Below are 14,837 nucleotides of genomic sequence, written 5' to 3'. Positions count from 1 at the left end.
CAATTTTATATTTTTTAACTTTGGTTTTAATTTTTAGAATATCTAGTTATTTAATACAGTAACTGAATGATACAAAAACTATTGATAACTTAAAATGATTTTTAAATTCATATATTCATATAGACCTTGAAATAACTCTGTTTGCTCATTCACCGTCACTTTTGTATTTTCCAATTGATGCAGAGCAGTGCAAATTTAATATAATGATTCCCTTTATCCATCTAATATTTCAAACAAATCATAAATTCACAATTACCCAATATCCCCGATCAATTTCACGAGGACTTATAAAATGGATAAATACGAAAAAGTATTCGAGCTGGCAAAGCGCCGCGGCTTTTTGTGGAACTCTTTTGAGCTGTATGGCGGAAGCCGTGGGTTTTATGATTACGGGCCGCTCGGGAGCACGCTGAAAAGGCGGATTGAGCAGACCTGGAGAGAGTTTTACGTTATCCAGGAAGGGCATATGGAAATCGAGTGCCCGACCATAGGAATCGAGGAAGTATTTATCGCATCCGGGCACGTTGGAGGCTTTTCCGATCCTCTGTGTGAGTGCATGAACTGTAAAGAGGCTTTCAGGGCTGACCATCTTGTGGAAAACGTAACGGATGCGGCAGGAACTCTCAGTGCAGAAGACCTTACGAAGGTCATAAGGGAAAAAGGAGTTAAATGTCCCGAGTGCGGTGGAGAATTCGGGGAAGCCTATGAATTTAACCTGATGTTCAAGACTACAATCGGACCCGGGACCGGAAGGCAGGGGTACCTCAGGCCGGAAACGGCGCAGGGGATGTTCGTGGACTTCCAGAGGCTGTCCCGCTTCTACAGGGATAAGCTGCCTTTTGGGGCAGTGCAGATCGGCAAGTCTTACAGGAATGAGATTGCGCCAAGGCAGGGCGTAATAAGGCTCAGGGAGTTCACGCAGGCTGAGTGTGAGATTTTCGTTGATCCCAGGAACAAGAAACACCCGAATTTTGAGCGTTTCGCAGATAGAGAACTTGCGCTTTATTCGCAGAAGGGGCAGCAGCAGGGAGAGACTATCAGGATGACCGTGAGGGAAGCTGTAGAGACCGGAGTTATTGCCCATGAGGTTCTGGGTTACAATATTGCGCTTACCAACGAGTTCCTGACAAAGGTAGGGATGAATCCCGCAAAGCTCAGGTTCAGGCAGCACCTGAAGGACGAGATGGCGCACTATGCAATTGATTGCTGGGACGCTGAGATCGAGACCGAGCGCTTTGGCTGGGTTGAAATAGTAGGAATTGCCGACAGGACGGACTACGACCTCAAAGCCCATGCAAGAGTCAGCAAGACCGATCTTTACGTTTATGTGGAATATGACGAACCAAAGATGGTTACCCGCTTTGTTGTAAAGCCAAACATGGGCAAACTCGGCCCCCTCTTCAAGGGCAAAGCAAAAGCTGTTGCAGATGCCTTAAAACAGCTTTCAGAGGAAGAGCTTTCACTCTCAAAAGATCAAATCAAAGTGACTGTGGATGGGGAAGAATTGACAGTCAGTTCAGACGTGGTGGACTTTGCAGAGGAAACCGTAAAAGTCAGCGGTGAAAACGTTATTCCCCACGTGATTGAGCCTTCCTACGGGATTGACAGGATCTTTTACGGCGTAATGGAGCATGCCTTTGATGAAGAAAACGTTGCTCAAAAGGCAGTCGAATCCGGACTTAAAGGTGCAGAAGAGGTAGAAAAGGCAGAAGAAACAAAAAAAGAACTCGAAGCCGTAAAGGGTGAAAGTGAAGGAGAAAGCGAAGAAGAAGCCCGCCTTGTTATGCATTTCACAAGTGCAGTCGCCCCTGTGCAGGTAGCAGTCCTTCCGCTCCTTACCAGGAAAGAGCTTGCAGATCCGGCAAAGGAGATTGTTTCAAGACTCAGGGAAAAGAGCCTGCTCGTCAATTATGACGACTCCGGGACTATCGGGCGCCGCTACAGAAGAAATGACGAAATCGGGACCCCTTATTCGGTTACTGTGGACTATAACACCCTTGAAGATGGGACTGTTACAATCAGGGACAGAGACTCAATGCGCCAGATAAGGGCTCCTATCAATGGAATCGAAAACATGCTCTATGAGCTGATCTACAGGGGCAGAAATTTCGAATCCGCAGGCAAGTCCTTTAACTTTTAAATTAAGGGGTTAAGGATACTGCTAAATTTCTAAGCTGTGGGCTAAAGTGCCTGCAGCAAAATTTTTAGTTTTATTAATTTTCTATTGCTTTTTTATAATTGAATTAAAGTCCTGAAACAAAACGGCATTGAAACAAAACAGCATTAAAATAAAACAGCACTAAAATAAAACAATATTGAAATAAAACAATATGAAATAAAACAACGTTGAAACGAAATAACTTAAAAGATAATCTTGAAAAAACCTTGAATCAAAATGAACAAAAGTCTTTTTCCTGAGAAACAGGCATGCATGAAGCATCCACTGATAAAGCCCGATACAGTTGAGCAGAGGCTTTACCAGCTCAACCTTGCAGGAAAAGCCCTTGAAGGGTCAAGCCTGGTTGTGCTTCCCACGGGGCTTGGAAAAACCATTATAGCTCTTTTTGTGATTGCATCCCGACTCCAGCGTTTCGGAGGAAAAGCTCTGATACTTTCTCCTACAAAACCTCTTGTAGACCAGCATGCAGCTTTTTTTAAAAAGGTAATGACCCTCCCCGAAGAAGAAATTCTGGCTTTTACAGGCAGCATTGCCCCTGCTGAGCGGGAAAAGCTCTGGGCACAGGGAAAATTGATAGTATCCACACCCCAGGTTATCGAAAACGACCTTCTTACGAAACGGATCAGCCTTGAGGATGTAAGCCACATAACCTTTGATGAAGCCCACCGGGCAGTTGGAAATTATGCTTATACCTTTATTGCGGAAAAGTATTTTGAGAGTGCCAAAAATCCTCACGTACTGGGAATTACTGCAAGTCCGGGCAGCTCAGACGAGAAAATCTCTGAGGTATGTCAGGCTTTACATGTTGAAAACGTAGCTGTAAAAACAGAGAAAGACAGGGATGTTCGCCCTTATGTGCAGGAAAAAGAAATAGAATGGCTTCAGGTCCTGCTTCCTGCCGAAATGGCTGAAATTCGTAGCTATCTGGAAAAGATCTTCAATGATCGGCTAGGAACCATAAGAAAACTGGGCTTTTCTGCAGGCAGTGGAAAATACATCTCCAAAAAAGACCTCCTGCTTCTCCAGAAACAACTCCAGGGTGAAATTCGTATGGGTGGAGACCCTGCAATTTTTTCTGCCATGTCTGTGGTTGCTGAGATGATGAAGGTGAACCATGCTGTGGAAATGGTGGAGACGCAGGGGCTTGAGACTTTAAGAAAGTACCTGGAAAAACTGGATGCAGAGGCTTCTTCAAACAGCGCAAGTAAGGCTGCAAAAAGGCTCATGGATGACCTTTACATGAGAAAAGCCCTGTACAGGGTAAAAGAATGTGATATCGAGCACCCTAAACTCGAACTTGCAAGGAAAATAGTATCCGAACAGTTAGAAGAAAACCCTGATTCCCGGGTAATTGTGTTTACTAACTACAGGGATACTGCAGAGATAGTGGCAAACGCCCTTTCTGACGCTCCGGGAATTGTTCCTACTCGTTTTGTGGGGCAGGGTTCGCGTCATAAAGACAAAGGACTTACGCAGAAGCAGCAGGCAGAAATCCTTGACAAATTCAGGGCAGGAGAATATAATGTCCTCGTAGCCACTTCAGTTGCTGAAGAAGGGCTTGATATTCCTTCTACGGACATGGTGCTATTTTACGAACCTATCCCCTCGGAAATTCGCAGCATCCAGCGTAAGGGCAGGACAGGCAGGCAGCAAAAAGGCAGAGTAATTGTGCTTGTGACAAAAGGCACGCGGGACGAAGCTTATTACTGGAGCAGCAAAAGTAAGGAAAAAAGGATGCTGAACAGTATGCACGGGCTTGAGGCTATCCTTACCCCAAAGGCTCCAAAGAAAAGTTCAGAACTTTCGGATTTCGAAGGCTTATCCTGTATTTCAGAACTGAAGTTAGAAGTACAAGAAATAGGACTGAAGGAAATAGGAAGCGAAAATAGAGACGAAAATGAGGATGGCGACAACAACAGTCTTGCAGATTCCAGGAAAAATGGAGATGAAAGGGAAGAAGATAAAAACATAAACCTGGAAAGAAGCTCAGATGAGAATGGAAAGAAAGATGGAAACGAAGAAACAGATGGAAACGTAAAAGAAAGGCAAAAAACCCTTGTAGATTTCGGAGCCGCATCAGGAGAAAGCATAAAAAAGTCACTCAGAATAGTAATCGACCACAGGGAGACAAAATGTGGAGTTGCAAAAACCCTGGACAGGCTCGGTATGGAACTCAGCTTTGTGGCTCTCGAAGTAGGGGACTACGTTGTAAGTGATCGCCTTGCAGTGGAAAGAAAGCGTACGGATGACTTTGCAAGTTCTCTGATCGACGGAAAACGCAACCTTTTTGCCCAGCTGTCAGATCTTGCAAGAGTATACGAAAAACCAGTCCTGATAATTGAAGGGGAAGATCTCTTCACTTCCAGGCAGATCAACCCAAACGCTATTTACGGCTCTCTGGTTTCCATTGCAATTGATTTTGGAGTATCCATTCTATATTCCCGGGATGAGGAAGAAACAGCTTCTATTTTAAAGGTGCTTGCAAAGCGTGAGCAGACAGAGAACAAACGTGAAATCAATCCTCACGGGAAGAAATCTGCCAGCACTCTTGCAGAGCAGCAGGAATACCTTATTTCTTCTATTTCGAATATAGGGCCAAAAGCTGCAAGAAATCTCCTTTTGCACTTCGGCTCGGTAGAAGCTATTATGCGAGCTGATACCGAAGAATTGAAAGGCGTAAAGCTAATAGGACCTAAAACAGCAGCCAGAATAAGAGAAGTCCTTGAAAGCCCGTATAAAGGATGAGTCATAAAAAGGAAATTAATAGAAATAAAGCTAAAGTTCGATACCTCATAAATTACAGTCAAAACTGATGAAAAACAAGTGAAAAGATAAATAAAAAACTAATAAAAAGATAAATAAAAAACTAATAAAAAGATAAATAAAAAGACAAATGAAGATATATTAAAAAATAGATGCTACTTTTTTGATTGATTAGCATTTATTCCAAAATGTCTGTAAATAATATCTCAACTTCTCTTTTTCCATGCTCCGTGCGCGGCTTGAGCCAGCCTGCATACAATTGAGAAAAAACGAAATCACACCTGACTGGGTACTCCGATTTCATATCTCAGCTATAGGACACGGGACAACTAAAAATAAAAAATAAATTTTCCCGAGAGTCAAGCTGAAAAAGACCTTTTATGATCATAGGAGGATAGCTGATAACAGTATTCGAGGAAAACCGCATACTATAAGCCTGAAATAATAGTGCTCAACCTGTAGGTTCCGGGAAAAAACCGTTTTTTAAAGAGGAATTCCCAAGGGAATCCCCGCGAGAAAAACCTGTCCTATCAGTGCCTTTTGACGCTGCAGAATATTTTTTCGAGATGCCGCCTGTGAACCGTGCACTTTGGCTCAGGCAGCACACCGAGGAGAATGAAAATCCATCCAAACGGAAAAAGAAGGATCATCGCTCCAAGCAACCTCAAAAAGGTAATCAGACATGAAAGCAGGTTTCTGTATATCTCTCGCATGCTTTCATCACCTCTCAATATACATTTATCAGGTCATAAAATATAAACACACCTAAAAGAAATTTATGATAAATCGTGATAGATCCATACAGCTTCAAAGTGCCAATGTTCAAAGAAAGGGCAGAATCCATCATGATAAATAGTTATAGAAAAACTCTCATCTAAAATTGCCTTACGAAAGTTAACAAAGTTAAAGAGAAAAACGAAATCACGCGGCGAAGATATTTACTACGGCAAAATACATGTTCAGTGAAATTGAAAACAGGAAAGAGGATTCCTGTAATCAAAAAGTGTAAAAACTGTAATGAAAGATCAGGAAGTATGAGAAAAATAAAATTCATTAAATATATAATAAATATATATCATGGTTATAATAAAAGTAGCCATATAAAAAAGAGGGAAATGCCTTAAAAGATGCCTTACAGAGCAAAATCGGCATCATGCGAAGTTTGCCGCAGGCGTGGGGGAGAAATATTACACATTAAGACCAAAGTATTCTGAAAGAAACTCCTAGTTTCTCGGGGAAATTCCCGCAGTCAGGGCATACTAAACTTCTTAAAGGTGAAAAAGGAACAGAGAAACTTAGATTTTTCAGGCAGGTTTTCAGAAGAACTGCTTTTTTTGTATTTTGCCCGGAAAAACATTTCTTTTGCTTTTAACCCTCTTTAAAAGTTTATTTCCCTACAAAATCTATCTTATTGCAATATTTTCTTCCGGATTTCCTCTTCTCAGGAACCTTTTTCAAGACATAGTTAATCCTGTACATTCTTGGTACTATTTTATATCTGTTAGTACTATTTTATATCTGCTAGTACTATTTTTATCTGTTAGTACTATTTTATATCTGTTATTAATTTGAATTTATTTCTGGCTCGCCCATCCCTGACCGGGCTGTTTCAGCTTTCCCTGCAATTGAGGTTTTAGACCTGCCTCAACCGCTCTATCAGACTGATACCTTTTTCGATCAGCTCAAACTGCTCAGCAATACTGCGCAGATTCTTTTCATCCTGAAGAGAAGACGCAATACTGACCATCTTTTTGAAGAGAAGATTTTCCAGCACCCTGGAGTCTTCATGCGCTGTAGAAACTGTGGATAATTCCGTCTTTTTCCCTGCCCGGACTGCAGGAGCAGTCTGAACTTTAGAAGCTTTCCTTCCTGCTTCTTCGACCTCATAAGGTGTCTCTGGAATCTCTTCTTCCACAAAATCAAGGATATCATCCTCTTCAGCTTCCGGAGTCCTTTGCCCGAACCCAGGTTTCTGTCTGCGTGCCTGTACTTTCTTTCTAGTATCAAAAGAGGGCCTGTCTCTCTCAATAGAAGATCTGGCTTCCGGAGCCTGGACTTCTGCCGCAGGTTCTAAAGCCGGAGTTTCTTCATCTTCTTCCCGGACATCACAGATAGGGCAGATTACCGTGCCCTGGTAACGAAATTTTGGGGCTCCGCATACTTTGCAGTGTTCGGCAAGCATTGTGCCCCCAAGTTCCAGGAAACGGGCTATTCGCTTTACTTTTCGGTCTTTCTCAGAATCCATACGCCTAACCTTCCTTTTTGCATAGCTTTTTACTTATTTTATAAGATTTTTCCTGTAGCTCCCTCTATATGAAACTACCTTATAATTCACAAAGCGGAAAAAGAGCCGCACGCAAAATCGGAAAGAGAAGGCACTGAAGCAATCGGGTTCAAGAATTACCGATAATATTTTATATAACAAGCCTGTCTTACACTAATTTATTAGCTCTAATTTTTATCATAATTGACTGCGCAGGTGATTCAGATGTCATCAAATGATTCAGCAGAAGTTATCAGACAATGCCTTCAGGTCTTAGACAGCATAACAAGTGACTCTTCAGTTCCAAGAAATATCAGGCGTTCTGTGAATGAAATCATAGATATCCTGAACAACGACTCCGAACCTCTCTTCCTTAGAGCAGCATCAAGCATTTCCATTCTTGAAGATATAAGCAATGATCCAAACCTTCCTCTACACACAAGGACTCTAATCTGGAATCTTTCAAGCCAGCTCGAAACCATTCCAGTAGACGAGTAAAACCAGAAAAAGTAAAAGATTTTTCTAATCCCGTAAAAAGGATTTTTTCCGAGAGCGCCTGAAAAATTATTCGGCTCCCGGAAAGAAAAAAGCTCAGACGCGTTTCTTGAGACGATTCTGTTAAAAAATCCCGAACTTTACCTTATTCTAGAAAAAGTCGGAAAGGAAGCGACCTGATAATTTTGTAGTCTCCTCCGCCTGATTTTATAATTAAGCGAAAGGTAAGGGATAACGACAACGTAATATCTTAAGGTAAAAAACCTTTTTTATCTTTTTCCTTCTTTTCTCTATCCTTTCTCTATCCTTTCTCTATCCTTTCTATCTTTTTTTACCTTATTTTTCCGGACCGAATTTTAAATTATATCAGATTTTACTTTCTATAAAGGCAATAAATATTAGAAAGTATATGTATAAAAAAAGGATGAAAAGAGAGATAAAAATATAAAGGACCTCAGAGTCATTTTATACAGGATAAAAAAATTAAGTCAACAAATTAGGTCAACAAATTAAGTAAATAAATTAAGTCAATAAATTAAGACAATAAATTAAGACAATAAATTGGGGAGATGAATCGGAGCTATAGACATAATACAATTACAAAGGAATTATGAGATAGAGGCATAGAAGTTTGAAAAAGCATAAAAACAGAAAACACATAAAAATACGTAAAAATACGTAATAAATAGCGAATAACATAATGCAGGTAGAAAACCGGTATCACAGAAATATAAACAGCTTAGAAAGCTTATTGGGGGGAAAAATAATGCTGGAAGAAATTTCTATCCGGATAAGGGAGAATTTCGAAGTCAAAGATAAGATAAGGGAAGAAGGACTGAAAATCTCAAGGGAAATTGTCAGGGAATGCAGGACAGCAAGTTTTGCCCTGCATGGGAAGGACTTTGAAAAGGCGGGTAACAGCATAGAGGCAGCTGGAAGAGCTTTAAAAAAACTTGAAACCAGATTCGAAGGACATTCTGACATTTATCACGCCGGATTTGTAGAACATTCCCAGCAGGAATATTCGGAAGTTGCAATTGTCTACAGCCTGCTTAAAGACGAAGGAGATCCGCAAAATATTCCGTCTCCGGATGAGCTTGGGGTTGAGTATGCTGCATACCTTAACGGGCTTGGAGATGTAGTAGGAGAGCTCAGGAGGCATGTTCTTGACCTTATAAGGGAAGAGTCTTTTGAAAAAGCCGAAGTTTTTTTGGGAATTATGGAAAATATCCATGCAGTCCTTATGGACTTTGACTACCCTGATGCAATAACCAGAGGGCTCAGACGAAAGACAGATGTATCCCGCTCCTTAATAGAAAAAACACGCGGCGACGTTGTAAACTCAATTCAGCAGAAAAAACTTGAGCTTGCAATGCAGAGCCTGAAATCCAGACTTCAAGAGGAATCCGGACTTTAAGAGGAATACAGGCGTAAGACAATTGGACTTTAAGGCAGTCTCTCCTTCAGCGGCCTGGTAGAGATACAGACTGAGAAAGAGAGATAAATAATTTCACAATAACCACTAAAATCATTTACTATTTAGTGCAGTTACATTACAATTTAGCACTCATTTACCTGAAGCCCGTTATCCTGTGTACTTCACCGGGCTGCCAGACAGTTCAACATATGCATATAAACGATAAAACCGTAAGGGTCTGATAGATCCGGAATTTCGGTATCAGTTACAAGAGGATATCCATGAGATTTGATCCAGAAAAAATAAAAAAGGATGCAAAGGAGAATTTTGACCTTGCCTGGAACGAGGGCAAAAAAATGGTCAAAACACCTACACTTAACGAGCGCTACCCGAGAACCACTCTGAGATACGGGAAGGCTCATCCTGTTTATGATACGATCCAGAGACTGAGAGAAGCCTATCTGCGTATGGGTTTTGAAGAGATGATGAACCCACTTATAGTTGATGAAAAAGAGGTTCACAAACAGTTCGGAAGCGAAGCCCTCGCAGTCCTTGACCGTTGCTTCTATCTTGCAGGCCTGCCCCGCCCCAATGTAGGAATTTCTGACGAGCGCATTGCACAGGTAATAGAAATCCTGGGTGACATCGGGGACGAAGGCATAGACAAAATCAGGAAGGTCCTTCACGGTTACAAAAAAGGGAAGGTTGAAGGAGATGACCTGGTTCCCGAAATCTCAGCAGCCCTTGGGGTTTCGGATGCCCTTGTAGCCGATATGATTGACAGGGTTTTTCCTGAATTCAAAGAGCTTGTACCTCAGGCAAGCACAAAAACACTGCGCAGCCACATGACAAGCGGCTGGTTCATTTCCCTCAGCTCCCTCCTTGAACGGGAAGAGCCTCCTTTCAACTTCTTCTCGATTGACCGCTGTTTCAGGAGAGAGCAGCAGGAAGATGCCTCAAGGCTCATGACCTACTACTCAGCTTCCTGTGTTATTATGGACGAGGACGTGACCGTAGACCACGGAAAAGCTGTTGCCCAGGGACTCCTTTCTCAGTTCGGCTTTGAAAAATTCCTCTTCAGACCCGATGAAAAGCGCAGCAAGTATTATGTGCCTGACACCCAGATAGAGGTCTTTGCTTTCCACCCAAAACTCGTGGGCTCGAACTCCAAGTATTCGGACGGCTGGATTGAGGTTGCAACTTTCGGCATATACTCTCCGACAGCCCTTGCAGAGTATGATATTCCATACCCTGTGATGAACCTAGGGCTCGGGGTCGAAAGGCTTGCCATGATCCTGCATGATGCCCCTGATGTCCGCTCCCTGACCTACCCGCAGATCCCGCAGTACAGCGAATGGGAGTTGCCTGACAGCGAACTTGCAAAGCAGGTCTTTGTAGATAAAACACCTGAGACTCCGGAGGGTCAGGCAATTGCAGATGCCATAGTTTCCCAGTGCGAACTGCACGGAGAACAGCCAAGTCCCTGTGAGTTCCCTGCCTGGGAAGGGGAGATTTGCGGAAGAAAGGTTAAGGTTTCCGTAATCGAGCCTGAAGAGAATACAAAGCTTTGCGGTCCTGCAGCCTTTAATGAGGTCGTTGCCTATCAAGGAGATATTCTGGGAATTCCGAATAACAAGAAATGGCAGAAAGCCTTTGAAAACCACTCTGCAAGGGCAGGCATACGATTTATAGAGTCTTTTGCTGCCCAGGCTGCACGGGAAATTGAAGAGGCTGCAATGTCCGGAGCAGATGAGCACATTGTAAGAGTACGGATTGTCAAGGTTCCCTCTGAAGTTAACCTGAAGATAGGTTCTACTGCCCAGCGGTATATCACTGGTAAAAATAAAAAGATCGATATCAGGGGCCCGATCTTCACCTCTGTAAAAGCGGATTTCAAGTGAAATAAAAGTAAAAACAGGGACGAGCAGCAAAAAGAGGAATGGGCTATATGCAAAAAGAAGGAGTACCGTTTTCAGGATACTCCGAGCTCAGACGGTTGATGGAAACTGGAGAGCCGGTGTGTGTGACCTTCGAAACAGAAGAACAGGACACAAAAAAAGAATTCTGGGGAGCAGTACCAGCCAGTGGAGCGGTACCAGTCCAGGAAACAGTACCATGTCACGAAGTAATGCCCAAAGAAAAAGTAACCGGAAGAGCAAGTGAAGAGCTTCCCGAGAAATCCGGCTTCCTTTTTTGCGAACTTGTGCAGAAAGCCCGTATGGGAGAGAAGTTTCGGATCTCCGGACAGGGCTGCTCTCCCGGAGACTATGTTCTGGGATTCTCTGAAGAGAGTCCTGCTGAATATTATCTCAAATCCGGAAGGTACAGGACTATACAGGCTGCAGAAAAAGCAGCCCTATCCCTTCCAAGATTAAAGAAAAAATTTTGCTCCATAGTGATCGAACCTCTGTCCCTTAACAGGGGTAACTTTGATGTGTTAATTTTTTTCCTTAAACCCGAGAAAGCTATGCGCGTTGTCCAGGCAAATGCCTATTCCGAAGGAAATAGAACAGTAATGGATACAATGGGAGCGGCTTCAATCTGTGGAGACTGCACGGTACTGGCTCTTGAAAAAGGCATAGGCTTATCTTTCGGGTGTAAAGGGTCAAGAAAACATAGCGGCTATGAAGACTTCGAAGTTCCTCTGGGTATTGCTTTCAAGAAAGTTGAGGAAATTGAAGAAGGACTTTTGAAGCTTCCCGAAACAACGCAGTAAAAGACGCTGGATAAAAAATGAAGAAATAAAACGAAGTAATAACAGGTGCCTTTCAGCTTTGATCGTCTATCAATTTTAGTCGTCTATAAGCTTTAGTTGTCTATAAGCTTAAGTTGTCTATAAGCTTTAGTTATATATAAGCTTTAGTCGTCTACCAGTTTTAGTCATCTACCAGTTTTAGTCGCCTATAACCTTCAGTCATCTGTTAACTTTTTTCATATTACTTTAGCGAAGAAGTCCACTACACTTTCGAGCCCTATAGCTTTTAACTGACCTGGTGAAACAACTGCAACTGTTGCCAGGAGAAAGATAATAACGAGAGCAAAGACAAAAGTCTTCAGTAAAAAAGAGCCAGCTGAAAAACGCTTTTTTTGTTTGCTATCGTCAACTTCTTCTACCAGCCCCTGATACTTGACTTTTACACTTGACCAGTCGGCACTATCCCCTTTTGATTTTCCTGATGGGTCTTCGTCTTCAGAACCCTGATGTTTTCCGGAATAAACATATTTGGACCAGTCAACAGCCTCGGCTTCGGGAGAGGAAGTGGACTGAACGGGGCTCAGGGGATCACTGGCAGATTTGAATGAAACATATGATATAGTAGTCGTTCTGAAAGGGGATTTAGAGCCTGACGGCATATCGGGAACTTCTGGGACCGGTGATTCCTGGATAACTTCCTGGTTTGAATTCTGAGAAGTTGCATAAAGTTCCGTTGCCTTTTCTTCTGGGGGCAAAGACCTATCGTATGTCTTTCTTTTTTGAGAGTCTTTAAGAGTTTCGTAAGCCTCTTTGATCTGTATGAACTTTTCATGTGCATCCGGGGACCTAGCTCTGTCCGGATGGTATTTTTTTGCAAAATAATGATATCTGTCTTCGATTTCCTCAGGGCTTGCACCTCTGGGAATGTCGAAAAGCTGATAATAATCCACTGCATTTCACCCTCTGAACCTGCATCTCTGAACTGTATATCTAAACTGTACCTAAACTGTACCTAAACTGTACATCTGACAGGTATCTGAACTGTATATCTGTTATTGAGACGTTAATTGATTAAGCAATTAATCTTTAAGACCCTCTGGCCTTTCTATAGTCACGCTTCTCATGATCCCGGTCCCAAGGTCTTTAGCTGTAGCATTTATTATTCCGTTAGCGTCAATATCAAAAGTAACCTCTATACGCGGGATACCTTTTGGAGCAGAGGGGATATTATCGAGAATAATCATTCCCAGGGTAACATTTTTTGATGCAACTCGTTCTTCCCCCTGGAGGATTTTACCTCTTACAACCCTCTGGTTGTCGTAATGTGTGGTGAAGGTTTTACTATTTCTTGTAGGAATTGTTGTATTCCTTGGAATTATTGGCGCCATCAAATCTCCGACGGTTTCAAACCCTAGGGTAAGAGAGGTCACGTCAAGAAGCACAAGGTTGCCCGTGTCAACCTCCTCCCTGGGAGATTTAAGATATTCATTTCCAAGGATTCCTGCCTGAACAGCAGCCCCCATTGCTACTACTTCATCAGGATTAATGTTCTGAAGGGCTTTTTTTCCCATGAACTGTTCTACAGCTTTCACTACAGCAGGTATTCTGGTAGAGCCCCCTACAAAAATAACTTCATCGACCTCGGCAGGAGAAAGCTTTCCATCCTGCAGGATTTTTTCCATAATTGATAAAGTTTTCTTAATGAGGTCCTCTGTCATCCCGTCGAACTGATCTCTTGTTACATCTATATCCAGGGTTTTATTTTCAAAAATATAGGGCAGATTAACATTTGTAGTTGTGAGAGTGGACAGGTCAATCTTGCAGCGTTCTGCAGCCTCCCTAATGCGCTGCATCGCCTGAGGCATATCTGAGAGGTCTTTACCTTCAGTTTCCTGGAACTTGGCAAGTAAGTGTTCAACGATCCTCCTGTCGAAATCATCGCCGCCTAGTTCGGTATCTCCGCTGGTAGCCAGTACTTCGAAAATTCCGTTTTTAATCTTAAGAATTGAAACATCAAAAGTACCGCCTCCAAGGTCGTAAACCAGAATTTTCCGGTTATCAATTCCATCTTTCAAGCCATAAGCGAGCGCAGCCGCTGTAGGTTCGTTTATGACTCTAAGTACTTCCAGGCCTGCAAGTTCGCCTGCCTTTTTTGTTGCAAAACGTTGAGAATCATTAAAATAAGCAGGAACAGTAATTACCGCTTTTTCAATGGCATCACCTAAATATTTCTCAGCATCACGTTTTAGTTTTTGAAGGATTTTTGCTGAAATTCCATGAGGAGTATATTTCTCATTATTCAGTGATACTCTGTAATCGGGTTTTCCCATATGCCTCTTTATGGATTGGACAGTATTTTCAGGGTTGGAAACCATCTGCCTTTTGGCAAGATCGCCTACAAGTAACTCATTCTTCTTTGAAAAACCTACAACTGAAGGCGTAAGCCTTTTTCCTTCCGAATTGGTGATAACCTTGGGTTCACCAAGCTCAATTATCGCCATACAAGAATTGGTGGTTCCCAGGTCGATGCCCAGTACTTTTCCTCTGATATTTGCCATTGGCGCACCCCCAAAATTTTTATAACGTTTCTAAGAGATATTAATTTTTCTATTGCAGTTGTAAAATGTACATATAAAATTAAACTGTAGAGATATAGTAAATATAAAATATAATATTTACTTAGATATAAAAGAATCTTCTTGATATTTTTTAGTATTACAAAGGAGATGAGATTAAAAAAGGTTTTCGCTAGAGAGAAATAATATGGAGTCAAAATTTGGTCGTGTCCCCAAGTTATTGAACTGGAACTCTAAACGTTAGTAATTCCTTTAAAGTCCATATGTGATCGGTTATTCCTTCTACCATTGCTGGGGTTCTTTGGAACCATTTTCTATTTCCAGAGTTTATTTCTAATCTTAGGGACTTATGAGGTTTTATAAAGTTATACCATGCCTGGAATAAATCAAAAGCTTTCTGATGCATCTTCATTGTTTTACTGAAATTCATCCCTTTTCTTATAAATCTT

10 protein-coding genes and 1 pseudogene are annotated in these 14,837 nt (G+C 42.0%); 6 read left to right on the top strand and 5 right to left on the bottom strand.

All coding sequences use genetic code 11. The annotated features are described in order from the left end of the window. The first annotated feature begins 292 nt into the window (after positions 1-292). Together glyS and FXV91_RS05655 are read left to right on the top strand one after the other, a co-directional pair. Positions 293-2,140 (top strand): glycine--tRNA ligase, encoded by a 1,848-nt coding sequence (glyS, locus tag FXV91_RS05660; protein ID WP_229389281.1) that lies wholly within the window; start codon positions 293-295, stop codon positions 2,138-2,140. A gap of 255 nt (positions 2,141-2,395) precedes the next feature. Next, complete coding sequence (locus FXV91_RS05655; RefSeq protein ID WP_229389279.1) at positions 2,396-4,924, top strand: DEAD/DEAH box helicase; 2,529 nt, start codon at positions 2,396-2,398, stop codon at positions 4,922-4,924. A gap of 548 nt (positions 4,925-5,472) precedes the next feature. Here the strand turns inward: FXV91_RS05655 and FXV91_RS05650 are convergent. Continuing rightward, positions 5,473-5,655 (bottom strand): hypothetical protein, encoded by a 183-nt coding sequence (locus FXV91_RS05650; RefSeq protein ID WP_229389277.1) that lies wholly within the window; start codon positions 5,653-5,655, stop codon positions 5,473-5,475. A 920-nt stretch (positions 5,656-6,575) separates the two neighbouring features. After that, complete coding sequence (locus FXV91_RS05645) at positions 6,576-7,187, bottom strand: Sjogren's syndrome/scleroderma autoantigen 1 family protein (RefSeq protein ID WP_229389275.1); 612 nt, start codon at positions 7,185-7,187, stop codon at positions 6,576-6,578. A 243-nt stretch (positions 7,188-7,430) separates the two neighbouring features. Here FXV91_RS05645 and FXV91_RS05640 point away from each other — a divergent pair, with 243 nt between their 5' ends. The 4 genes from FXV91_RS05640 (at position 7,431) to FXV91_RS05625 (ending at position 11,833) form a co-directional block, all read left to right on the top strand. Then, complete coding sequence (locus FXV91_RS05640; protein WP_229389273.1) at positions 7,431-7,703, top strand: UPF0147 family protein; 273 nt, start codon at positions 7,431-7,433, stop codon at positions 7,701-7,703. Between the two features lie 763 nt (positions 7,704-8,466). Continuing rightward, the gene (locus FXV91_RS05635) at positions 8,467-9,117 is read left to right on the top strand and encodes a haloacid dehalogenase (RefSeq protein ID WP_229389271.1); all 651 of its coding nucleotides are present in this window, start codon (positions 8,467-8,469) and stop codon (positions 9,115-9,117) included. A 281-nt stretch (positions 9,118-9,398) separates the two neighbouring features. Further along, complete coding sequence (gene sepS / locus FXV91_RS05630) at positions 9,399-11,018, top strand: O-phosphoserine--tRNA ligase (RefSeq protein WP_229389269.1); 1,620 nt, start codon at positions 9,399-9,401, stop codon at positions 11,016-11,018. A gap of 47 nt (positions 11,019-11,065) precedes the next feature. Beyond that, positions 11,066-11,833 carry a DUF169 domain-containing protein gene (locus tag FXV91_RS05625; protein ID WP_229389267.1) on the top strand — a complete coding sequence of 256 codons (768 nt, stop codon included), beginning with the start codon at positions 11,066-11,068 and terminating at the stop codon, positions 11,831-11,833. A 215-nt stretch (positions 11,834-12,048) separates the two neighbouring features. Here the strand turns inward: FXV91_RS05625 and FXV91_RS05620 are convergent, their stop codons facing one another. The 3 genes and pseudogenes from FXV91_RS05620 to FXV91_RS05610 form a co-directional block, all read right to left on the bottom strand. Continuing rightward, positions 12,049-12,762, bottom strand: coding sequence for a DnaJ domain-containing protein (locus tag FXV91_RS05620; protein WP_229389265.1), 714 nt, complete (start codon positions 12,760-12,762; stop codon positions 12,049-12,051). Positions 12,763-12,891: 129 nt separating this feature from the next. Beyond that, positions 12,892-14,370: a molecular chaperone DnaK gene (gene dnaK, locus FXV91_RS05615; RefSeq protein WP_229389263.1), complete on the bottom strand. Its 1,479-nt coding sequence runs from the start codon at positions 14,368-14,370 to the stop codon at positions 12,892-12,894. Between the two features lie 235 nt (positions 14,371-14,605). Continuing rightward, positions 14,606-14,837, bottom strand: a pseudogene (locus FXV91_RS05610) (helix-turn-helix domain-containing protein); the annotation flags it as partial.

Origin of the sequence: Methanosarcina sp. DH2 (genome assembly GCF_020804225.1) — an archaeon.
GTDB lineage: Archaea > Halobacteriota > Methanosarcinia > Methanosarcinales > Methanosarcinaceae > Methanosarcina.
The sequence above is the reverse complement of the archived record's forward strand: the minus strand, read 5'-3'. Positions and strand labels throughout refer to the sequence as shown.